We start from the raw sequence: 22,948 nt of genomic DNA, 5'->3' as shown, positions 1-22,948 counted from the left end.
GCTTCTACACCCCTTGCCCGTCTACATATTTCATCATCGTTTCTGCGATTTTTTCTAAAGGAGTAACGTGATCAACGATATTCGCGGCAATCGCCGCTTTTGGCATTCCGAATACGACCGCTGTTTCCTCTGATTCCGCAATCGCCTTTGTATTTCCGCTTTCTTTTAGCTTCCTTAACCCCGCTGTTCCATCGGATCCCATTCCTGTCATAATGACCGCAATTTTTTCATAGTCTGATAGATCGCTGACCGATTCGAATAACACATCGACAGATGGACGATGCCCATTTCGCGGTAGCGATTGTTCCACCCGGGCTACAAGCGCCTCTCCGGAGCGAGCGACTAGCAAATGGAATCCCCCTGGCGCAATGTAAGCCGTGCCATTTTGTAATACTTCCCCATCTTCTGCCTCTTTTACATGAATGCGAGAGAGGGAATCGAGGCGCTGCGCTAACGATTTCGTAAATCCCTTTGGCATATGTTGAACAATAACGATGGGAGCGGCTATATGTTTTGGCAGTTGTGTTAACACTTGTTGCAGGGCACGCGGTCCCCCCGTCGATGTACCGATACAAACAATTTTTTTCTGACGTGCAGTTGAAGAAATCGGTCGCGACGGCTTTAGTTCTATTTTACTATATGACTGAAGAAGCGGACTAGTTGTTGTTTCTATGCGCGCCTGCTTTTCCATCGTGCGCAAGTTCGCGCGGCTGGCCAAAATAACTTTATGAATGAGTTCTTCTTTTACCTTGTGCAAATCAAGCGAAATCGTTCCGGACGGCTTCGTGACAAAATCAATCGCTCCGTACTGCATCGCTAAAATTGTGTTTTCCGCTCCCTCTTTCGTCGTGCTCGACAACATCACCACCGGAAGCGGATGCTCGTGCATGATTTGTTTTAACGCCTCTAATCCGTTCATCACCGGCATCTCGACATCTAATGTGACAACATCTGGCCTCAGAGACGAAATTTTTTCGAGAGCATCTTTGCCGTTTCGTGCCGTTCCAATCACCTTGATTTGCGGGTGTTCAGATAAAAAATCGGTAATAACTTTTCGCATAAAGGCAGAGTCATCAACAACTAATACATGAATGGTTTTCATGAGTCCCTACCTTTCTAACAAGAATTTCCTAATTCTAGTAAAAAAGTTGGATGAACGAGAGAGCAATTCTTCATCCGCCGTCCGGTTCGCTAAATATCGGTCTGTAAGCCGGAACATCGCACGGCTTACTTTTGTTGTCGGATCAAAAAGTACAAATGGAGTTTGTTTCGTTACCGCCCTTAGTACAGCGCGGTCTTCCGGCAAAACACCGAGTTTTGTTACCTCTTTTCCAAGAAAATGTTTCATAGCATTGGTTAACCTTTGCAGCGTTTCCCGACCTTCTTGATCGGTGAGTGCTCGGTTAACAACTAAATAAAAAGGAATGTTTTTGTCTAGCATATGAATATATTTCATTGCGGCATAAGCGTCGGTAATAGCTGTTGGCTCTGGTGTCGTAATCACAAAAATTTCATGGACAGATCTTAGCAATTGCAGCCGGTCTTCGGAAATCCCAGCCCCCATATCAAAAATAAAGTAGTCATATTGGGCGGAAACGGATTGCAATTCGTTTAGAAAATAATGAACTTTTTCCTCATCCATCGTAAAAATTTTCGTTAATCCTGTTCCACCAGCGATAAATGATAGGTTTTCTGGTCCTTTTTTGATAAGATCGTGAATCGAAAGGTGCTGATGAAACAAATCGATTATCGTTGTGTGGGACGGTTGACCTAGTAAAATATCAATATTTGCCATACCGATATCCATGTCAAACAACAATACGTTAAAGCCTTGTTTGGATAGACTAAGAGAAAAATTTAAGGAAAAATTCGATTTCCCGACACCGCCTTTTCCGCTCATGACCGCAATGGCTTTTGTTTCTTTTTTTTGATTCATCTGACTTAATCGCAACCGTAAACTTTCTGCTTGATCTCTCATCTTCGCTCGACCCCAAACAATATATTCGCCACCATTTCTGGGGATGCCTCAATAATGTCATCAGGAACATTTTGACCATTCGTCAAATACGCCGCACCAATTTTCGAATCGACCATTAATCGAAGCATCGCCCCATAATGGCTTGTTTCATCCAATTTCGTGAAAATGAATCGATCGATGTGAATAGCAGCAAACTGTTCGTATATCGCTTTCATATCGATCCATTTTGCCGTTAAAGCGAGGACAAGGAACGTTTCCATTTCTTCATTAAAATCAATGATTTTCTGTAGATCGTTCACATATTGTGGGTTACGAAAATTTCGTCCGGCTGTATCGATAAAGACGATGTCATAGTGTTCTAGCTTTTTCTTAGCCTCCTGAAAATCTTCCATATTATAACAAACTTCCAGTGGCACATCTAAAATTTTGGCATATGTTTTTAATTGATCAATCGCGGCAATCCGATACGTATCCGTTGTCATAAATGCGACTTTTTTTCGATGCTTTAAGACACATTCAGCCGCCATTTTCGCCAATGTTGTCGTTTTGCCTACTCCCGTCGGTCCGACGACATTTACGTATTTCTTATTAAACGAAATTCCGCCAAAAGCAAGTCCTTCTAACTGTTTTCCTACTACTTCCTTTGCCCACATGAACAATTGCTCTTTAGTAGCATTGGCATGGTGCAAATACCAGCGCTCTAACAGATGTGCCATAATGTCTTGACGCAGATCGCTTGAAACTTCTTGCTCCACAAGCAAGTCGTTTAGTTCATTTAGCGGTTGAGGATATTGGGCAAACTCGGTTGTCACATTGGTAGACAGCTGCTTGATCATTGTCTTTAATTCATGTAACTCATGCAACAATGCCGCATCTTCCAGCGGCTTTTTTTCCTCTACCAAAGAGGTGAACGAGCGAGAGGCATCCCTTTTCTCCGCCGCCGCCGAACGTGCTGGTTTTGGGTCAACAGCTGCGATGACTTCAATATTTTTTTTTGTAAACAGCCCGAAAAAACCGCCTTTATGGACGACTTTCGAATTTAAAATGACCGCGTCACTTCCTAATTCGGCACGAATCATTTTCATGGCTTCCGGCATGGAAGGCGCAACAAACTTTTTCACTTTCATTCAATATCCACCATCCCAACGCTTTGAACTTCAACGTTTGCCTCTAGTTCGTTATAGGATAATACAGGAACATTCGGAAAATATCTCTCCGTTAATTGGCGAACATACATCCGAACAGCAGGCGAACAAAGTAAAATCGGCGTCTGATTTTGAAGCGAATGTTGTTCAAGCTGAGATGCCACCGCTTCTATAATTGCTTGTGATACAGACGGATCTAATGATAAGTAATTTCCGTGTTCTGTCTGATGAACTCCCTCCGCAATCGCTTTTTCCACTTTTCCAGACAACGTAATGACTCGTAACGGTTCCCCCGCTACAACATATTGACTTGTGATTTGTCGCGCTAATGCTTGACGTACATATTCTGTCAATACATCGGTATCGCTCGTCATTCGGGCAAAATCGGCTAATGTCTCGAAAATGACCGGCAAATTGCGAATGGATACTTTTTCTTTTAATAATTTGGCTAGCACCTTTTGAACGTCACCAATCGAAAGCGGGGTTGGTGTGACTTCTTCGACTAATATCGGATACGACTCTTTCAGATGGTCAACTAATTGTTTTGTTTCTTGTCGTCCTAACAGCTCATGGGCATGCGCCTTCAGTACTTCCGTAATATGCGTCGAGACAACCGATGGCGGATCGACAACGGTATAGCCCAACATTTCTGCTTGTTCCTTCATGTCCTCCGAAATCCATTTTGCCGGCAGCCCAAACGCCGGTTCAACAGTATCAATTCCCTCGATCGAATCATCTTCTACGCCGGGACTCATCGCCAAATAATGGTCAAGCAGCAGTTCTCCTCGTGCCACTTCGTCCCCTTTAATTTTGAGACGATATTCGTTTGGCTGCAGCTGAATATTGTCGCGAATTCGAACAACGGGGATCACTAAGCCTAGCTCTAATGCTAATTGCCGGCGAATCATAACAATGCGATCGAGCAAATCACCGCCTTGATTCGCATCAGCAAGTGGAATCAGCGCGTATCCAAATTCAAACTCAATCGGATCAACACTTAATAGGTTGACAACACTTTCCGGACTTTTCATTTGATCCATCTCTGCTTCTTCTTGCTCTTCTACAGACATCTCTTCTTCTTTCATCGGCTTAGCAGAGAAATGATATCCCCCAAGCGCAAGCAATCCAGCAATCGGAATCGTTAATACATCATTAATCGGCGTCAACAATCCTAATAGAAAAATAGTGCCTGCTGTCACATAAAGCATTTTTGGAAACGCAAAAAGCTGCCTCATAATATCAGCACCAAGGTTGCTATCTGATGCTGCGCGGGTCACAACAATACCAGTCGCAGTTGAAATAAGCAACGCCGGAATTTGGCTGACAATGCCGTCCCCAACGGTCAATAACGTATACCGTTGCGCCGCTTCAGCGACATCAAGCCCTTGCTGAACAACCCCAACGACCATTCCAAACAGCATATTAATCACAACGATGATAATGCCGGCAATAGCGTCTCCTTTTACGAATTTGCTTGCACCGTCCATTGCTCCATAAAAATCGGCTTCCTGCGCCACTTTTTCGCGGCGTTCACGCGCTTGTTGCTCTGAAATCATCCCTGCGTTCAAATCAGCATCAATGCTCATTTGTTTTCCCGGCATCGCATCTAATGTAAAACGTGCCGCTACTTCCGATACGCGCTCTGCCCCTTTCGTAATGACGACAAATTGAATGATAATTAAAATTAAGAAAACAACGAAGCCGACAACGACGTTTCCACCAACTACGAATGTGCCAAATGTTTCGACGACACCGCCAGCTTCCCCTTTACTTAAAATCGAGCGCGTGGTTGACACGTTAAGCCCTAAGCGAAACAACGTCAGCAACAGCAATAAAGAAGGAAAAATCGAAAATTGTAACGGTTCACGCATATTCATGGAAGTAAGGAGAACTAAAAGCGCAAGAGAAATATTGATAATAATGAGAACGCTAAGCAGCCACGACGGCAGCGGAATAATCAACATCGCTACAATTAATACAACCATCAATAATACCGATAAATCTCTTGCTGGCATGAAATTTCTCTCCTTGAATGTTCTACTAAACTTTTCGTTTTAGACGATATACGTACGCTAAAATTTCAGCAACCGCCTTGAAAAATTGCTCTGGTATCATATCGCCAATCTCTGTCTGATGATAGAGCGCTTGAGCAAGCGGACGATTTTCCACGGTGACGACATCATGCTCTTTTGCTAGTTGTTTAATCTTTAACGCTATATAGTCAACACCTTTTGCCACTACAACCGGCGCGTCCATCTTTCCGTCTTCGTACTTCAGTGCGATCGCATAGTGCGTAGGGTTGGTGATGACGACATCCGCTTTCGGCACTTCTTGCATCATTCGCTTCATCGCCATTTCCCGTTGTTTTTGCTTAATTTTTGATTTGATTAGGGGATCGCCTTCTGTTTTCTTATACTCATCTTTAATGTCTTGCTTGGACATGCGGATATTTTTTTCAAAATCAAAACGTTGATATAAATAATCGAAAAAAGCAAGGAACAATAAAGCAGCGGAAGCATAAAGCCCCATTTTCACCGCTAAACTAGCTAACGAGCTTAATGTCGTATCAAGCGATTGCGTTGTTAACGATAAAATATGATCAAGCTCAAACCATAAAACAGAAAAGGTGACGACTCCAATAACCGTTATTTTCAAAATCGACTTTAATAATTCTACGATGGATCGCAACGATACAATTCGTTTGAATCCTTGAATCGGATCGAGTTTGCTTAACTTTATTTGCAGCGGTTCTGTCGTAAACAAGAAGCCCACTTGTAAAAAGTTAGCAAAAAATGCCCCGGCGATGGCTGCGCAAAAAATCGGTGCAATCGTTCCTGCGATGTCTTTGAGGATGCGGATAAACACCGCATGAACGGAATCGATGGTTATGTCGGTAAACATATATTGTTCCAACGACTGACGCAATAGACGTAAAAATACATCTTTGTACAAATGACCAGAAAATAGTAGAACGATAAAGACAACAAGCAACACAACAGCGGTATTGACATCGGCACTTTTGGCGACTTGTCCTTTTTCGCGCACTTCTTGGCGTTTTCGCGGCGTCGCTTTCTCTGTCTTTTCTCCGGCAAAAAACTGCAAATCCAGGCGCAATCTATTCATTTATTTGCCCCCTAGCAAACTCATAAACTCCCGCATCGATACAAACATCGTTTCAAACAAATGCTGGACAGCGACAAACATGGTTGTCATCGTCACCATTAACAAGATAAAGGTAACAACAATTTTCACCGGCAATCCCACGACAAAAATATTTAATTGCGGTACTGTTCTTGCAACAATTCCTAAAGCTACATCGACTAAAAATAAGCAACCAACAATCGGTACCGACATTTGGAAGGCGATCACAAACATTTGACTAAATGCTTTAATGACATACTCAATGGCATGTCCTTGATCAAACAAAGCCCAACGATGAAGCGGGATGAATCGGTAACTATAAAATACTCCATCTAATAGCACGTGATGCCCGTTCACCGCCAACAACAACAATAAAGCAAAGGTATAAAAATACTGTCCCATTAACGGACTTTGGGCACCTGTTTGCGGGTCGATGACGTTCGCAATCGCAAATCCCATCTGAAAATCGATGAGTCCACCGACGATTTGAATCGCTGAAACAATCATGTACGCAAACAATCCAATGCAAAGGCCGACAAGCACCTCTTTAATTACAAGTAGTACATACGTCTCATCAAGAGCAATTTGTTCTTTTGGAATCGTAAAAAACATAATCCAACTGATAAAGAACGATAATCCGATTTTATGAGCAGCGGGAATCGTTCGGTACGAAAATAGCGGCAATGTGGCAAAAAAGGAAGCCACTCGAGCAAATACTAATAAAAACGCTGAGAAATTTGAAAACAGCTGTTCCATCTTTCATCAGCCTATAAATCTCGTTAAATTATTAAAAATATCATACGCGTACGAAACCATTCTAGAAAGCATCCACGGTCCAAAAAAAACAAGACCAAGTAAAACAGCGACAATTTTCGGCACAAATGCGAGCGTTTGCTCTTGAATTTGCGTCGTCGCTTGAAAAATGCTAATAATCAACCCTACGGCAAGGGCTAGTAACAGCAGCGGACCACAAACGATTAAAGTCGTATATACGCCGCGTTCCGCCATATGAATCACGAAATCAGCACTCACGTATGTCACCTACTTTATTGAAAACTTTCAAGCAATGATTTCACAACTAAATACCAGCCATCTACAAGCACAAACAGTAAAATTTTAAATGGCAGCGAAATCATTACCGGCGGAAGCATCATCATTCCCATGGACATCAGCACGCTTGCCACCACCATATCGATGACGAGAAACGGAATGAAAATCATAAATCCCATTTGAAATGCTGTCTTAATTTCGCTAATCGCAAACGCAGGAACAAGTGCCGTCAACGGAATATCTTTCACGCTTTTCGGTTTTTCGATGCCGCTGTATGATAAAAATAAGGCTAAATCTTTTTGACGAGTCTGCTTGCTCATAAACTCTTTAATCGGCACCGAAGCGCGTTCATACGCTTGCTCTAGATTAATTTTTTCAGAAAACAGCGGCTGAAGCGCTTGGTCATTAATCTCCTTAAACGTAGGGGCCATAATGAAAAACGTTAAAAATAGAGCCAGACCGATTAATACTTGGTTTGGAGGCATTTGCTGTGTTCCAAGCGACGTACGAACAAACGACAACACAATAATAATGCGTGTAAAGCAAGTCATCATAATTAAAATGCCTGGTGCGATAGATAATACCGTCAATAACAGCAACAATTTTACAGACATTGAGACATGTTCAGGAGCAACTTGGTTAAAAAATTGCATAAATTCACTCATCAGACGCTGTTCCCTTCTGTTCAATCTGCTTTAACAATTCATTGCGTTTGTTCGATAGCTCCTGCATTTGCTTCGCAAAGATGTCGCGAAACGGGATTTCCTCGCTGGCAGTCTCTTTCCTCTGCGTAAAGGGCGCTCGCAAAGAGGAAATCCAGCGATTCGGCTCCAACATTTGTTGCAGCTTTTCGTTATGCATAGATAAGATTTCATTGATTTCTTCCTCATCGTCAATTTCCCGCAACAGTTGAATCGACTCCCCGACTCCGATGACCAAAATGCGGTTTCCCACTTTCAATAGCTGTACAGATCGGTTCGTACCAACACTCGTACCGCCAAGGTGTTCAATAATTCCGCGCTTTCCTGAAAGCAAACGTCCACGCTGATTCATAAACCGCAACAAGCCATAAATCAATAGAAGAACGAAGGCGGTCGCACCAATGAGTTTCACGATATCCCAAACCGAAAAAGAAGGGGCCGCCTGCACCGCCGAAGAATGGGAGTCACTTTTCGTTGCGGTCGACTGATCTTGACATGTGTCTGGATGTTGTAAACACTCTTTCACAGTAGGAGATTGCTCCGCAAAAACAGGAAACCCTGTTTGCGAAGCAATAAACATCACGATACATAAAAACAAAGAAATGATTCGCAAACGAAACAAACTTGTTCCACCTCTTATTGTTTATCCAAGTGTTTTGTTAATGGCCTCAAGAACACGATCAGCTTGGAATGGCTTAACGATAAAGTCTTTTGCTCCCGCTTGAATGGCGTCAATTACCATCGCTTGCTGCCCCATTGCTGAACACATAATGATTTTGGCGTTGCTATCAAACTTTTTAATTTCTTTCAATGCTGTAATGCCGTCCATCTCCGGCATCGTAATATCCATCGTAACTAAATCGGGACGCGTTTCTTTATACTTTTCTACTGCTTGCAAGCCATCAGCTGCTTCCGCCACAACTTCATGCCCGTTTTTCGTTAAAATGTCCTTGATCATCATTCGCATAAATGCTGCATCATCCACGATTAGTATTCTTGCCATTTGCAACAAACCTCCTAAACAACTATTTTAATTTTTTCAAGCGGTCACTTTGACTAATAATATCGGTGACGCGGACACCGAAATTTTCGTCAATGACCACAACTTCTCCTTTTGCAATTAGCTTGTTATTGACTAATATATCGACTGGCTCTCCAGCTAGCTTATCTAGTTCGATAATCGAGCCTGACGACAAATTTAAAATATCTTGGACAGAGCGTCTCGTGCGACCTAGCTCTACCGTTACTTGTAATGGAATATCAAGGAGCATCGTCAAGTTTTTCGCCTCGGTCTCAGCTAAGGAAACAGGTTCGAAGCTTGCAAAATCAACCGGTTGAACGTGATGCTGCCCCATTCCTACATGCGTTCCAAAATGATTTGGTCCTTGCGGCTGTTGATACGCTGCCTGATAAGGTGCATCCCCTCCGTGGGAAACATATGGTGCTGCTGTCGGTTGCGGTTCATGAACAAGGTGAACTTTGTCACCTGCTGATACAGCTGTTTCATGATGAGAGCTTTCCAAAAGAGAAGCCTCTTCTTTTCCTGCGTTACTCTGTCCTCCATCCATTGTATCGGAAGAAGATTCATTTGCACTAGATGAACCTAATAAATTTTGCACAAGCTCTTTTGCAAAATCGACCGGCAACAGCTGCATAATATTAGAATCAATCAAGTCACCAATTTTTAAGTGAAACGAAACTTTCACAAATATATCTTCATCTGGCAAATATTCGAGTCCTTCTCCTTCCTTGATATCCAGCAAATGAATGCTTGGGGGAGAAATATCGACTCTTTTTCCAAAAACCGTTGACATCGAAGTAGCTGCTGAGCCCATCATTTGATTCATCGCTTCTTGCACGGCGCTCAGTTGAATTTCCCCTAATAACTCGGCCGGATTTTTTCCGTCTCCACCTAGCATTAGATCAGCAATAATTGCAGCATCTTCTTGTTTAATGACAAGCAAGTTGGTGCCTAAAAACCCCTCTGTGTAGTTCACTTGGATTGCGACATATGGAAACGGAAATTCATCGACAACGTTTTTTCGCTGGATGATTGATACATTTGGTGTTGTAATTTCCACTTTTTGATTTAATAACATCGACAGCGCTGTTGCTGAGCTTCCAAATGAAATATTACCAATTTCTCCTAAAGTATCTTGCTCGAGCGTAGACAGCACATCATCAACGGATGGGGTGTCATCAAAATCACTCTCTCCACGCAACAACGCATCAATTTCTTCTTGGGATAACATATCATCACTCATCATCGTTGTCTTCTCCCCCCTTGAGCTTGTCTAAAATTTGTACAGCCAGTCGTTTGTTCATTTTTCCCGGCTGACCTACAAATTTAGGAATGTCACCAATTTTCACAATAAGTGGTTGTTGAATCGATTGGTCAAGTTGAATGACATCACCGACATCAAGCTGTAGAAATTCCTGAATCGTAATCGTTGCTGTACCGAGTTCCGCGATAATCGGCAGTTTGGCTAGCTTGATTCGTTTTTCTAGCGCTTCTGTTTCCTCTGGCGCCCGCTCCTTTTTCTGCGTCTGCATCCAATAATGAACGGAAAGTCTCGGTATAATCGGTTCAAGTACGACATGTGGGATACAAATATTAATCATTCCGCTTGTTTCGGCAATTTGTGTATTTAACGAAATGACAACAACGGTATCATTCGGTGAAACCATCTGTAAAAACTGCGGATTCACCTCAAATTCAGCTAAAATCGGGTCGATCTCCGCAATCGATTCCCATGCATCGCGCAAATTATGAAACGCCTTTTCAAATAAATTGGACATAATCCGCATTTCAATTTCCGTTAAATTGTCCACTTTATTAAAGCTTGATCCCCGTCCGCCCATCACGCGATCCAACATCGCATAAGCGACATTTGGGTTCACTTCCATTAAAATATGTCCATCGAGCGGTGGAACTTCAAATACATTCAAAACAGTCATTTTCGGGATCGAGCGAATAAATTCTTCATACGGAATTTGATCGGCCGTTGCTACTGATATTTGTACATATGTTCGTAACTGCGCCGAGAAAAAAGTTGTTAATAATCTTGCAAAGTTTTCATGGATGCGCGTTAAACTGCGGATTTGATCTTTTGAAAAGCGGAGCGCCCGCTTGAAATCATAAACTTTCACTCGCTTATCTTCTTCTTCCTTCATTAACTCCTCGGCGCTCATTTCCCCGGTTGACAGCGCAGCTAATAGCGCGTCAATTTCACTTTGGGATAATACTTCACCCGTCATATGTTTCACCCCCTAGCTTTGCAGGTTATTGGAGGATGAAGGAGGTAATATAGACTTGCTCCACTTTTCCTTCTTGCATCACTTGATTAATTTGCTGTTTGAGGCGATTTTCAAGATTAATCATTCCTTGTTTTCCTTTAAAATCTTGCGGCTTCATTTCCGACAATTCTTCAATAATAATATTTTTAATTTGGAAATCGCGCTTTTCCGCCTCCGCTTTTGCATCTTCACTATTCGTTTGAATTTTAAAAGACACTTTTATAAAACTGCCATCTACTAAATTGGTCATAATTTCTGGAATGTCAACAGAGCTTTCCACAATTTCGTCCGCACTTGGCTTTTTATTCTCTTCATGACCGGTTAATTTCATGACAACAAATAAGGCGACAGCACCAATAAGCGCGATGACAACTAATACCATGATCATTGTTTTAACTAGTCTATTCATGTTCCAGTCCCCCTAAGCCATCGGGCAAGCGTAGTACCGAAATTTGCCGATAGAAGTCTGTAATCAGATCGATGACCTCTTGAACAGACTCTTGCACAACAAATTTTTTTCCATTTGTTAATGTAATCGTTGTATCAGGAAATGCTTCTACTTGTTCTATGTAAATCGCATTCAATGTAAATGTTTTTCCATTGAGTCGCGTTACTGTAATCATCTATGTATAAGGGACTAGGCGGCACCTAGCCCCCTCCCTCCTTTATTATTTCTTCAAGTTGACAAGCTCTTGTAAAATTTCATCTGATGTTGTAATAATCCGCGTATTCGCCTGGAATCCGCGTTGAGCGACAATCATTTCCGTAAACTCTTCGGCAAGGTCAACGTTGGACATTTCAAGAGCACCAGATTTAATGGTTCCGATTCCAGATGCCCCTGGGAAGTTTAAAATTGGTGTACCAGAGTTCGTTGTATCTTTAAATAGGTTGCCACCTACTTTTTCTAACCCGCCATTATTAGGAAATTTAGCCAACACAAGTTGTCCTGCCCATCTTAAAGTTCCAAATTGATCTACGTATGTGATCGTACCGTCCGAACCAATGCTTATACTTTGAGCATCTGTTGGGATCTTAATTGGTTTGTATTGTACATTAGTCGTCGTTTTATTAAATGAAGAACCGGTAGGGACGGTGATATTAACATTCCCGTTTGTAATGGTTGGCGGATTATTTTTGAAATCAAAAGAAACATTTTCTACATCTTTTGGCGTAGGACCTAAAGTTGTAGTTATTAATGGATTTGTAGCATCTGTAGTATCTACATCATAATCACCTTGCTCATATGCGGCAAATCCAACAACATATAACCCATCACTTGTTACTAAATACCCATCTTTATCTAAATAAAAGTTTCCAGCTCTTGTAAAAAAAGGCTGACTAGAAAATGGTTTAGTACTATCATTTGTTGTTGTAACTTGGAAAAAGCCATCACCGGAAATAGCTAAATCTAACACCCGACCTGTTGTTTGGGTACTGCCTGGAGTATGAATCGTATCGATGGCAGCCAATTGTGCCCCTAATCCAACCTGACGTGGGTTTGTTCCACCGCGCCCTTGGCTTGGGGCACTTGCTCCAGAAATTGTTTGATTAAATAAATCTTGAAATATCACACGCCCTTTTTTAAATCCATACGTATTAACGTTGGCGATGTTGTTTCCAATAACGTCTAATTTCACTTGGAAGTTTTTCATTCCGCTAATTCCAGAATACATAGAACGAAGCATGTTGATCCCTCTCCCTTTTTCCTATATTTTCTTAGCGTATCTCTTCCGTCGGAGCTTCTACCTTGATAATTTGCTTGCCGGAGATCATCTTTCCGTCTTCCAACTCTAAAAAGATTTCGTTGTTTTTCTGCAACACGGATTTTACAATACCGCTTGTTGGAGTGTCTGATGTATCTGTTTCTTCGCTATCTTCTTCCCAGTACACTTTTTTGCCAATCATTTCACTATAACGCAATATGGCATTTTCATTTTGCAATTGAATAAATTGCTCCAGCTCTGTTGCCATATTGGTGATTTGTTCCAACGTAGAGAAATTCGCCATTTGCGCAATAAACTCTTTGTCTTCCATCGGATTTAACGGATCTTGGTTTTGCAACTGCACAAGTAAAATCTTTAAAAAATCGTCTTTTCCAAGAATTTGGTTTCCTGTCTGACGCTCTGGTGGTTTATAGTTGCTTAATAATAAGCTTGAGTCAATCGTATTTGCCATGTTCGAACGCTCCCTATACTTCGAAGTTGACTAATTCGTTCGTTAACGAATCTTGGAAATGAAGGTCGCTTTCCTGTTTTAGTTGTTGGCGTTGTTCGCGCTGTTGTTGCTCATCACGGCTGCCGCGCTGTTCTCCAAACGGCTGCTCGTAAGTTGGCATTGGCTCATGGGTAAACACATCAAATTTTTCAATTGTAATATGTTGTGCTGGAATCACATGACGAATTTGCTGAATGTTTGCTTCAATAAGCTCCTTTGCTGAAGTACTTGAAGCGATTATTTTGGCCATCAGTTCACCATTTTCTTGAACAAGCTTAACTGTTAACGTACCTAAATGTTCGGGGTGCAACCGAATCACCAGCTGCGATTGTCCGTTCCCTAACTGCGTGAATTTCCCCGATTTTATAATTTCTGTTAGTTGTTGAACGAACTGCTGATTCATACTTTCCTTTGATGCCGTTTCATGTAAAGAAATGACCGGCATTTTTTCTTGTGGAAACACCATTGAATTGAACCCGTTCACAAAAAGTTGAGGCGCTGCTTCGTCATGTGCTTGCTTGTGTATTGGAATTTCCACAGTTTGCATCAATGAATGGTTTGTTAAAGCTGCTGGAATCTTATCGGATTGAACAGGCATGGCGTGTGTTAAGACAAATGGCCGATTTACGTGATTATCGCTACTCATGAGCGGAATTCCGCTACGATTCACAAACGTTGTGAAAAGAGTATTTGTTTCTTGTGTCTGGCGTTTCTTTAACATTGTTAAGAGCGGCCCTACATCAAGTGCTTCATTGTTCCCGTCATCGTTTCGCTGAAACATTGCCGGTAAATCAAGATGTTGTACCATTGTTTCAGCTGTTTCAGCTCCATCACGCTGAAGCAATGCCATAAATTCTGTAACTATTTGTTCTATTTCTGACGTTCCGCGTTGTTCTATCAATTGTTGAACCGAAGATGGATCTGTCTCGAGCCGCTCACGAATGGCTTGTGCTATATCATTCGGCAACAATTGAAGAAGGAAGCTCAGCCACTCAATACTTGCTATGTCATTATTAGATACATCATTATCCATTTTTGAATGAGATACTGACTTCTCTTCTACAGGCGATGATAGCTGCCCGTTTTTAACATTAGAGTTATTGAGCTGTTCTGCCATTAACAACTGCTGAAATACATTCATTCCTTCATGCTTTTGTTCCGCCGTTTTTGCTGTTTGTTTAATTTGACTAGTTACATTTTTCATAGGTACTTGATCATAAACCCCAATTTTCATCGCTTCACCCCCCTTCATTCAGATGTGCTCGCTTCCGCTCGTTTTGTCAGTAGCGCTGTATATTTTGCTGCGTTGGCAGGAGTCATTTTTTCGAGAATGGCCGCTGCTTTGTCACTGCTTAAAGACGATAAAATGTTAATCGCATCTCCGTCAGACATTTCAGAGATAATCGCAGCGGCGTTTTTAGGAGACATCGTTTCATACATTTTCGAAATATCTTGAACGGTCTGCTTTGCTTCATTTGATGACGATTGCGCCTCTTCTTCTTGCTTTGCTGATAGTTCGGCGTTTAGCCGCTCGATTTCTTGCTTTAATGAGTCGATTTGCTTTTGCTTATTTTCTGCTTCTTTTTCTAACTCTTTAATCTTCATCTTTTGTTCTTCGATAGTCGCTTTTTGTTCAACAATGTTTTTTTTCAATACTTGTTCTGAAGTCGTTTTAGTTTCGCCGACAAGTTGTGAAACGCCCGGTACTTTCGCTCCGTACTTTTTCGCTACGTCGAATACATTGACCCCTGCAATCGTTGTAATGACAAGTGTTAAAGCGATAGCAAACAATAGTGGAATGACAATCACAAACAAAAACCATTGAAGTTTATTCACTTTTTCTTCCTTTTCAATTTCTTGGTCTTTCATCATCTCACCTAATTTCTACGATTGGCAAATTGTTGTATAGAAATTTCGTCCATCCATTTATTTTCGTTTGCGCGTATCGTCTGTAACACTGTTTGCACATGTTTTTCTTTCATCTTTTCATATTTCTTGACTTCGATATTTAATTCTGCTAACTTCGCTTGTTTTGCTTGCATTTGCTCCCGCGCTTGGATCACAAGATGTTGATAATGGTGAATCGTTCGTTCCAGATTCGTCATAAATTGCTGAAAATAGCGAATGTCTTGAATTGATAATCCCAATTGCAATTTTTGTTTATGGATCCGTTCATAATCTTCTTTTTGTTTTAAGCATCGATAGAGTTTTTCCGCAACTTCTTCAAACCTCTTCAGCGCTTCATTGTACTCGCTGATCGCCGTCTCTTTTTCCTTTTCTTTCATTGCTAGCACTTTATCAAATTTAAATGCATATACCATGATCGATTCACCCTGAATGTACGAGATTCATTAACATGTCAATGCTTTCGTCTTTCGTAAACTTGTCGTGTATATCTTGTTTTAAAAAAGAAATGATTTTCGGATAGTAGCGAATCGCTTCATCAATTTCTTTGGAAGAACCTCGTTTGTACGCCCCTATATTAATTAAGTCTTCCGAATTAATATAAGTGGAAAGGAGATGGCGCAGTTTTTCTGCCGCCGCCTTATGCTCCGGCGTGATAATGTGGTTCATCACGCGACTAATGCTTTTTAACACATTAATCGCTGGATACTGCCCTTGATTGGCTAAATTTCGTTCGAGCACAAAATGTCCGTCTAAAATGCCGCGGACAGTATCGGCGATAGGTTCGTTCATATCATCGCCATCTACTAGCACCGTATAAAAAGCGGTAATCGTCCCATGTTCGTTTGTTCCTGTACGCTCTAACAATTTTGGCAATATCGCAAATACGGATGGCGTATATCCTTTGGTTGTCGGCGGTTCACCGATGGCTAATCCGACTTCCCGCTGTGCCATCGCTACGCGAGTAACGGAATCCATCATGAACATGACGTTCATGCCTTTGTCGCGAAAATATTCCGCAATCGCAGTAGCAGTGTATGCGCCTTTAATCCGCATAAGGGCCGGTTGATCAGAAGTAGCGACAACGACGACAGAGCGGGCGAGCCCCTCTGGCCCAAGATCACGTTCAATGAATTCGCGAACTTCACGGCCGCGTTCACCGATAAGGGCAATGACATTGATATCGGCGTTCGTATTGCGGGCAATCATCCCCATTAATGTGCTTTTTCCCACACCAGAGCCAGCAAATATACCAACGCGTTGCCCTTTTCCTACAGTTAGTAAACTATCAATCAGGCGAACACCGACTTCGATCGGTTCTGTAATCGGCGGCCTTGCAAGTGGGTTGGGCGGCTCTTGCTCGATCGAAATGGCGTGTAATCCTTTAGGTAACACGCCCCCATTCAACGGTTTCCCGAGCGAATCAAGCACTTGGCCGATTAACTCCGCCCCTACTTTGATCTCAAGCGGTTTCCCGGTGGCTTCGACAATGCAGCCCGGCGAGATGTCTTGAACCGTTGAAAAAGGCATAAGAAGGACGTTTTGTTCACGAAATCCGACTACTTCAGCGGCAATTTTCTGCTTGTGTTTCCCGCTGCCGACATGAATGTAACAAACGTCACCAACCGAGCTTTCCGGGCCTTTTGATTCAATCATTAAACCAATCACTCTCGTTACTTTTCCAAACCGTTTGTATGAATCGATCGTTTCAATTTCTTGAAGAAGGGTTTGCCAGTTCAAACAGTTATTCCTCCCCGAGCCGTTCGAGCAGTTTTTCTTTTATTTTCTGTAATTGAGTGTCGACGCTGGCGTCAATTCGCCCGAATGGTGTCTCGATCATACATCCATTTTCTTCTAATTGTTCATCAGGATAAATAAACATATCAACTTCTTGGTTAAAAATAGATCTCAACTCGTCTTTTTGTTGCACGACCATTTCATAATAAAGCGGGTGCACATAAATTTTCACTTCCGATTGATCGCGGACTTCTTTGATCGCGCGTTTTACAAGGGACAGAAAATGGACGTCATTTTCAGCGAACTTTTCGCCGATGATTCGTTCAGCTACCTTTAATCCAATGAGAAGAATCGTTTCGTCAGCAGCTTCAACTTGCTTGTAAAACTGCTCATTCGCGGCTTCAACAACGCGCTGTGCTTCATGGATGAGCTCACGATAATGATTCAGCGCCTCTTCCTTTCCTTGGGCGAATCCCGATTTATATCCTTCTTCTTTCGCCATGTCAATAAGCTGTTGTTTTTCGATATTCCAATTTTCTCGTTCTTGAAACAGTTGCTGCTTAACGGATTCGTAATAGTGCTCCGCCTCTTGTTTAATGAATTGGGCTTCGCGTTCTGCTTGTTCTATCGTCATTTGGGCATAAGTATGTTCGCTCATATCAACAGTTGCTGACAAATCATGTTGTTTCAAAAAATAGTTTTTAATTTCAATGAGTTTTTTGCGACTATGATCGGTTTTCGTAAACGGAGCTTTAATCACATTAGACAATAATATCATCTCCTCCACCGCGTGCAACAACGATTTCGCCCGCTTCTTCGAGGCGACGAATCACTGACACAATACGTGATTGTGCTTCCTCCACATCGCGCAGACGAACCGGTCCCATAAACTCCATTTCTTCTTTGAACGTTTCGGCCATGCGTGTCGACATGTTGCGAAAGACAACTTCTTTGACCTCGTCGCTCGATACTTTCAGTGCCAGCATTAAATCGTTGTTGTCTACTTCGCGAATGACACGTTGAATCGCGCGATTGTCAAGAGTAACGATATCTTCGAATACAAACATCCGCTTTTTAATTTCTTCAGCCAATTCCGGATCTTGAATTTCAAGTGCATCAAGAATCGTTCGTTCCGTGCTGCGGTCAACGCCGTTTAGCACTTCAACGACCGCCTCAATACCGCCCGTTTGCGTATAATCTTGTACAAAGGTCGCTGATAGCTTGCGTTCTAAAATTTGTTCGACCTCGTTAATGATTTCCGGAGATGTACTATCCATTAATGCGATTCTTCGCGCAATATCAGCCTGCATTTCTTGAGGCAATGCCGATAAAATTTGTCCGGCTTGCGTCGGTTCGAGATAAGATAGTACAAGAGCAATTGTTTGTGGGTGCTCATTCTGAATAAAGTTTAATATTTGCGCTGGGTCAGCTTTGCGAGCAAAATCAAATGGTCTCACCATCAACGCAGATGTTAAACGGTTAATAATGTTCATCGCTTTGTCCGAGCCAAGCGCTTTTTCCAATACTTCTTTTGCGTAAGCAATTCCACCTTGCGAAATGTAATCTTGCGCTAATGCGATTTGATGAAATTCCTCTAACACTTCCTCTTTTTCCTGAGCTTCCACTTGACGAACGTTCGAAATCTCTAATGTTAGTTTTTCAATTTCTTCTTCCGATAAGTGCTTATAAACAGAAGCGGATACGTCTGGCCCAAGAGAAATGAGGAGTATGGCAGCTTTTTGCCTTCCCGTTAATTCGCTTTTTTTCTTTGCCATTCTTCATTCCCCCTAGTCTTCCGCCAACCAAGCTCTTAGTAGCTTTGCAAATTCATCCGGCTTTTCTTTTGCTAGTTTTTCAAGCTGCTTGCGGCGCAGTGTTGACTCTGTTTCTCGTTCTTGATGAATATCTGGAATTTCAGGAACAACTGGCTGTTCAATTAATTCATCCAGCTCTTCTTCATCATCTTGTTTACGCTTGCGCCATAGGAAAAAGACAATCAGACCGATTAAAATTGCAGCAACAATTCCACCGGCAATATATGCCCATGTTGGAATCGCCGATTTTGGCTCAGTAAATTTCATTTTTCCGTTAAATGGCTGAACAGAAACGACAATTCGGTTTTGAATGTCCGCATCGGTTAATTGTTGTCCGTTGTCCTTGGAAATCGATGTACGGACAATCGTTCCCAAGATTTTTTGAATATCATCGACCGTTTGTTGTGGCAGAGAGTTTGGATCTTTCGGATTTGGTGGTTCCACCATGACTTGAATTCCTAAATCGCGAACTTTATACGGGCTTTCGACAATATGTTTTTTTATTCTGTTAACTTCGTTATTAATTGTTTCTTCTGTTCGCTCATAATCTCCGTTTGTATCGCCCGTTGTTGTTTGATAGCTTGGAACTTCGTTTTCTCCTGTACCAGCTACTCCTCCCGGTTGCGCTCCTTTTCCTGAATAAGTTTCTTTAATCCGTTGAACGCTAACAGCAATACCTTGTTTATTTTGTTCATCTACAGGAGTCACCAAGTTTTCTTCGCGATTTTCTTGAGTAAAATCGACATCTGCAGTAACAGATACAACCACTTTATCCTGTCCCATCATCGTGCCAAGCATTTGCTGGACTTGACGTTGAATGTCCCGCTCGATTTGCTTCTTCACTTCTTGTTGCGTAGCAAACGCCGTACCTGTCGATAAATTTTTGTCATTATTTTTTAAGTCGAAATACTCAAAATATTGATTCATAATGACGATATTATCAGTAGGAAGGTTCGGAACGCTTTTGGACACGAGATGATATAATGCCTTAATTTGTTCATCGCTAAATTGATAGCCTGGTTTTGTTTTTAACACGACCGAAGCCGATGCTTCTCCCTGATCGTCTGAAACAAATACGCTCTGCTGTGGAAGGCTAATCATGACTTTCGCGTCTTCCACTCCATCAATGCTTTTGATTAAATTGGCAAGTTCTGTTTGCATTGCTTCTAGTTTTACGACGTTAAACTCATTGTCCGTCATACCGAAACTAGCATTTTTCCCAAAAAAGGAATAATCAATGCTGCCGCTGTTCGGGATTCCTTCCGCTGCTAGCTCGACTTTTAATGTATCAGCCATTTTTTCCGGCACTTTAATCGTCGTACCGTTATCGGTAACCTGTGACTCGACACCGCGTTGGTCAAGCGTCGCTTTAATTTGCCCTGTTTCCTGCGGCGTTAAGTTGCTGTATAGCGGCACGAAGTTCGGTCTTGTTGCCCAAAATGACGTAACAGCAACAAGAAGAAGAAACAATAGAATACCGCTAATAGCAATTATTTTTTGCTTTTTTGTACGCCCTTTCCAGAAAGACGTAAATCGATGTATCCAGTCTTTTAATCTATCGTTCATAGTATTCCCCCGATTACTGCGAGATGAGCATGTTCATTAGTATGTATAAGTATGTATTAGACCTGCATTCTCATCATTTCTTGGTACGCTTCGATAACCTTATTGCGAACTTCTAATGCAAGCTGCAAAGAGATGCTCGCTTTTTGCGAAGCGATCATTACTTGATGTAAGTCGACATTTTCACCGTTGACAAGTTTTTGTGTTAATTCGTCCGATTTTACTTGTTCGTCGTTTACCTTATTGATCGCATCTTTTAAAAATTGGGAAAACGCCTTTTGCGCCTCTGATGATTTTGTGGTTGGAAGCATTTCCGTATTAGAAACTGCTGGAACCCATCCTTGGTTAACTCCTTGAATCATTACTCATTCTCCTTTATTTTCCGATTTCTAATGCTTTCATCAACATTCCTTTTGTCGCGTTAAAAACAGTCACATTCGCTTCATAAGACCGGGTCGCACTTATTAAATCGACCATTTCTTTCAACGGGTCAACGTTTGGTAGCTGCACATATCCGTCCCGGTTCGCATCCGGATGAGTTGGATCGTAAACGAGTTTAAAAGGTGTTTCATCCTCAACAATTTTTGTCACTTTGACACCGCTACCGACGGAAGAACGGCTGTTCATTGCCGCCTGCAAGTATGTAGAAAAACCTTCTTCTTTTGGTTCCATGACAACTAATTTCCGCCGGTACGGCTCCCATTGTCCATTGACGAACCGAGCCCGCGTCGTATCTACATTCGCCATGTTTGAGGAGATGACGTCCATGCGCAATCGCTGTGCCGTCAGTGCCGAAGCGGTCGCATTTAAGCCTTCAAACATCGATTACTTCCCTCCTTTAATAACAGTTTTTAACGTATTGAATTTTCCGTTCAACTGCTCAATTAATGCATTGTAATAAATTTGATTTTCTGCCAAATCCGACATTTCTTTATCAATATCGACATTATTTCCATTATGATTGTATACTACATCGTTTCTTGTCGCCACAAAAAAATTGCCAGTTGCATCATGCTGAAACTCAAAGTGTTTTGGGTTTGTACGCTTCGCTTTCAACGAAGTAAGCGCGCGATCCAGCTCCGTTTTAAACCGAACCTCCTTTGCTTTGTAATTCGGTGTGTCGACATTTGCGATATTATTCGCAATCACTTTTTCTCTCAACGACGCATAATCAAGTCCTTGTTCAAGCATCGTAATCGTCTTGGAAAATAATTTCAAACAAAATCCCCTCTTTTTTCCTATTTTTCGACAATAGCTCTATTTCCCATTTTATAAGAATGTAAAAACAATGTATAGCCGGAATATTGTACTATTTTTCCATACAAAAAATAACAAAAAAGTAAAGGTAATCGCTTAACATTGAGGGGCAACATTCTTTGGGCGTCACAGTAAGAGAATGTTTTCTGCAAAAAGTAAAGCAAGGAGATGTAGTTGTAGTCTATCCCTTTTCTTTCGCAAGAAAAGCATAAGCGCCCTTTCCGGATGAGACAGTATTTTTGTGATCTGGGAGAGCTAGCTAAATCTTTTAGCCGTCTAAAGTTCTTGCTTTCATAAAAATAAAAAAGAGCATTCATCGAACGGAATGCTCTTTTTTCATTTTAGTGTGATTTTAATTTCTCAAGCTCTGTTAAAAACTTATCATTTAGCACTTTAATGTACGTTCCTTTCATACCAAGAGAACGCGATTCAATGACACCCGCACTTTCAAGTTTACGAAGGGCATTTACGATAACCGAACGTGTAATGCCAACGCGGTCAGCAATTTTACTTGCGACAAGTAATCCTTCCGTGCCGTCCAGCTCTTCAAAAATATGTTCAATAGCCTCAAGTTCACTGTATGATAGTGAGCTAATTGCCATTTGTACAACAGCTTTGCTTCTCGCTTCTTCTTCAATTTCTTCCGCTTTTTCACGCAAAATTTCCATGCCGACAACAGTAGCACCGTATTCCGCTAAAATTAAATCATCGTCGTTAAACTCACGATCGAGTCTCGATAAAATTAATGTTCCAAGCCGTTCGCCACCGCCGTTAATCGGCACGATTGTCGTTAACCCTGTTTTAAATAAATCGCGGTTTTCAACCGGGAACGCTGTATATTCACTATTAATATCAAGGTTAGGTGAAGTTTCAGTGATATTAAATAAGCTTTTCGTGTACTCCTCAGGAAATTGACGATCCTCTAACATTTTTTTCATTCGTTCATTTTCAATGGACTGCTTAATCGCAAAACCAAGCAATTTTCCGCGGCGACTGACAACAAACACATTCGCTTCAATCACTTGGCAAAGTGTTTCTGCCATTTCTTTAAAGTTAACTGGTTTTCCCGCTGCTTTTTGCAGCATCGCATTAATCGTTCTTGTTTTCTGCAATAAATTCATGATTTATCTCCTCCTATTCTCATCA

Annotated in this window: 27 protein-coding genes; all 27 read right to left on the bottom strand. The window is 41.7% G+C overall.

The features are described from left to right. Positions 1 to 4: 4 nt before the first annotated feature. The 27 genes from ISX45_RS03470 to codY all read right to left on the bottom strand — a co-directional run bounded on the left by ISX45_RS03470 (position 5) and on the right by codY (position 22,923). On the bottom strand, positions 5 to 1,102 hold the full coding sequence (locus tag ISX45_RS03470) for a protein-glutamate methylesterase/protein-glutamine glutaminase (protein ID WP_181554911.1): 1,098 nt from the start codon (positions 1,100 to 1,102) through the stop codon (positions 5 to 7). Positions 1,103 to 1,108: 6 nt separating this feature from the next. Continuing rightward, positions 1,109 to 1,978: a MinD/ParA family protein gene (locus tag ISX45_RS03465; RefSeq protein WP_194519976.1), complete on the bottom strand. Its 870-nt coding sequence runs from the start codon at positions 1,976 to 1,978 to the stop codon at positions 1,109 to 1,111. Continuing rightward, positions 1,975 to 3,105, bottom strand: coding sequence for a flagellar biosynthesis GTPase FlhF (flhF, locus tag ISX45_RS03460; protein WP_194519975.1), 1,131 nt, complete (start codon positions 3,103 to 3,105; stop codon positions 1,975 to 1,977). Before flhF ends, ISX45_RS03465 begins: the two co-directional genes overlap by 4 nt. Beyond that, positions 3,102 to 5,138, bottom strand: coding sequence for a flagellar biosynthesis protein FlhA (gene flhA, locus ISX45_RS03455; RefSeq protein WP_194519974.1), 2,037 nt, complete (start codon positions 5,136 to 5,138; stop codon positions 3,102 to 3,104). Before flhA ends, flhF begins: the two co-directional genes overlap by 4 nt. 25 nt (positions 5,139 to 5,163) lie before the next feature. Next, positions 5,164 to 6,246, bottom strand: coding sequence for a flagellar biosynthesis protein FlhB (gene flhB, locus ISX45_RS03450; RefSeq protein WP_181554915.1), 1,083 nt, complete (start codon positions 6,244 to 6,246; stop codon positions 5,164 to 5,166). Further along, a complete protein-coding gene (fliR, locus tag ISX45_RS03445) occupies positions 6,247 to 7,020 on the bottom strand; it encodes a flagellar biosynthetic protein FliR (protein ID WP_194519973.1) in 774 nt (257 codons plus the stop codon). 6 nt (positions 7,021 to 7,026) lie between these two features. Further along, positions 7,027 to 7,296 (bottom strand): flagellar biosynthesis protein FliQ, encoded by a 270-nt coding sequence (gene fliQ / locus ISX45_RS03440; protein WP_181554917.1) that lies wholly within the window; start codon positions 7,294 to 7,296, stop codon positions 7,027 to 7,029. 14 nt (positions 7,297 to 7,310) lie between these two features. Then, positions 7,311 to 7,979 (bottom strand): flagellar type III secretion system pore protein FliP, encoded by a 669-nt coding sequence (gene fliP, locus ISX45_RS03435; RefSeq protein ID WP_194519972.1) that lies wholly within the window; start codon positions 7,977 to 7,979, stop codon positions 7,311 to 7,313. Next, the gene (gene fliZ, locus ISX45_RS03430) at positions 7,972 to 8,637 is read right to left on the bottom strand and encodes a flagella biosynthesis regulatory protein FliZ (RefSeq protein ID WP_194519971.1); all 666 of its coding nucleotides are present in this window, start codon (positions 8,635 to 8,637) and stop codon (positions 7,972 to 7,974) included. Before fliZ ends, fliP begins: the two co-directional genes overlap by 8 nt. 21 nt (positions 8,638 to 8,658) lie before the next feature. Next, the gene (locus tag ISX45_RS03425) at positions 8,659 to 9,018 is read right to left on the bottom strand and encodes a chemotaxis protein CheY (protein WP_181554920.1); all 360 of its coding nucleotides are present in this window, start codon (positions 9,016 to 9,018) and stop codon (positions 8,659 to 8,661) included. A gap of 22 nt (positions 9,019 to 9,040) precedes the next feature. Next, the gene (gene fliY, locus ISX45_RS03420) at positions 9,041 to 10,282 is read right to left on the bottom strand and encodes a flagellar motor switch phosphatase FliY (protein ID WP_194519970.1); all 1,242 of its coding nucleotides are present in this window, start codon (positions 10,280 to 10,282) and stop codon (positions 9,041 to 9,043) included. Further along, positions 10,272 to 11,273, bottom strand: a complete 1,002-nt coding sequence (gene fliM, locus ISX45_RS03415) for a flagellar motor switch protein FliM (protein WP_194519969.1) — start codon at positions 11,271 to 11,273, stop codon at positions 10,272 to 10,274. Before fliM ends, fliY begins: the two co-directional genes overlap by 11 nt. 25 nt (positions 11,274 to 11,298) lie before the next feature. Beyond that, a complete protein-coding gene (gene fliL, locus ISX45_RS03410; protein ID WP_181554923.1) occupies positions 11,299 to 11,721 on the bottom strand; it encodes a flagellar basal body-associated protein FliL in 423 nt (140 codons plus the stop codon). Beyond that, positions 11,714 to 11,935 carry a flagellar FlbD family protein gene (locus ISX45_RS03405; protein ID WP_181554924.1) on the bottom strand — a complete coding sequence of 74 codons (222 nt, stop codon included), beginning with the start codon at positions 11,933 to 11,935 and terminating at the stop codon, positions 11,714 to 11,716. Before ISX45_RS03405 ends, fliL begins: the two co-directional genes overlap by 8 nt. A 45-nt stretch (positions 11,936 to 11,980) precedes the next feature. After that, a complete protein-coding gene (locus tag ISX45_RS03400; protein ID WP_194519968.1) occupies positions 11,981 to 12,997 on the bottom strand; it encodes a flagellar basal-body rod protein FlgG in 1,017 nt (338 codons plus the stop codon). A 31-nt stretch (positions 12,998 to 13,028) separates the two neighbouring features. After that, positions 13,029 to 13,487, bottom strand: a complete 459-nt coding sequence (gene flgD / locus ISX45_RS03395) for a flagellar hook assembly protein FlgD (protein WP_194519967.1) — start codon at positions 13,485 to 13,487, stop codon at positions 13,029 to 13,031. A 13-nt stretch (positions 13,488 to 13,500) separates the two neighbouring features. Beyond that, a complete protein-coding gene (locus ISX45_RS03390; RefSeq protein ID WP_194519966.1) occupies positions 13,501 to 14,760 on the bottom strand; it encodes a flagellar hook-length control protein FliK in 1,260 nt (419 codons plus the stop codon). 14 nt (positions 14,761 to 14,774) lie between these two features. Next, on the bottom strand, positions 14,775 to 15,398 hold the full coding sequence (locus ISX45_RS03385; RefSeq protein WP_181554928.1) for a MotE family protein: 624 nt from the start codon (positions 15,396 to 15,398) through the stop codon (positions 14,775 to 14,777). A gap of 5 nt (positions 15,399 to 15,403) precedes the next feature. After that, the gene (gene fliJ / locus ISX45_RS03380; protein WP_194519965.1) at positions 15,404 to 15,847 is read right to left on the bottom strand and encodes a flagellar export protein FliJ; all 444 of its coding nucleotides are present in this window, start codon (positions 15,845 to 15,847) and stop codon (positions 15,404 to 15,406) included. A 7-nt stretch (positions 15,848 to 15,854) separates the two neighbouring features. Beyond that, a complete protein-coding gene (gene fliI / locus ISX45_RS03375; protein WP_181554930.1) occupies positions 15,855 to 17,171 on the bottom strand; it encodes a flagellar protein export ATPase FliI in 1,317 nt (438 codons plus the stop codon). Positions 17,172 to 17,175: 4 nt separating this feature from the next. Further along, positions 17,176 to 17,946 (bottom strand): flagellar assembly protein FliH, encoded by a 771-nt coding sequence (fliH, locus tag ISX45_RS03370; protein WP_181554931.1) that lies wholly within the window; start codon positions 17,944 to 17,946, stop codon positions 17,176 to 17,178. Then, on the bottom strand, positions 17,930 to 18,943 hold the full coding sequence (gene fliG / locus ISX45_RS03365; protein ID WP_181554932.1) for a flagellar motor switch protein FliG: 1,014 nt from the start codon (positions 18,941 to 18,943) through the stop codon (positions 17,930 to 17,932). Before fliG ends, fliH begins: the two co-directional genes overlap by 17 nt. Positions 18,944 to 18,955: 12 nt before the next feature. Continuing rightward, the gene (gene fliF, locus ISX45_RS03360; protein ID WP_194519964.1) at positions 18,956 to 20,548 is read right to left on the bottom strand and encodes a flagellar basal-body MS-ring/collar protein FliF; all 1,593 of its coding nucleotides are present in this window, start codon (positions 20,546 to 20,548) and stop codon (positions 18,956 to 18,958) included. 56 nt (positions 20,549 to 20,604) lie between these two features. Further along, positions 20,605 to 20,856 carry a flagellar hook-basal body complex protein FliE gene (fliE, locus tag ISX45_RS03355; RefSeq protein WP_228485689.1) on the bottom strand — a complete coding sequence of 84 codons (252 nt, stop codon included), beginning with the start codon at positions 20,854 to 20,856 and terminating at the stop codon, positions 20,605 to 20,607. A gap of 64 nt (positions 20,857 to 20,920) precedes the next feature. After that, a complete protein-coding gene (gene flgC / locus ISX45_RS03350; protein WP_181554935.1) occupies positions 20,921 to 21,367 on the bottom strand; it encodes a flagellar basal body rod protein FlgC in 447 nt (148 codons plus the stop codon). Between the two features lie 3 nt (positions 21,368 to 21,370). Further along, positions 21,371 to 21,763, bottom strand: coding sequence for a flagellar basal body rod protein FlgB (gene flgB / locus ISX45_RS03345; protein WP_181554936.1), 393 nt, complete (start codon positions 21,761 to 21,763; stop codon positions 21,371 to 21,373). A 380-nt stretch (positions 21,764 to 22,143) separates the two neighbouring features. Then, a complete protein-coding gene (codY, locus tag ISX45_RS03340; RefSeq protein WP_181554937.1) occupies positions 22,144 to 22,923 on the bottom strand; it encodes a GTP-sensing pleiotropic transcriptional regulator CodY in 780 nt (259 codons plus the stop codon). Positions 22,924 to 22,948: the final 25 nt, after the last annotated feature.

This window comes from Thermaerobacillus caldiproteolyticus (assembly GCF_015326725.1).
In the GTDB taxonomy this organism is placed as follows: domain Bacteria; phylum Bacillota; class Bacilli; order Bacillales; family Anoxybacillaceae; genus Thermaerobacillus; species Thermaerobacillus caldiproteolyticus.
This window is presented reverse-complemented; position numbering and strand designations above follow the sequence as displayed.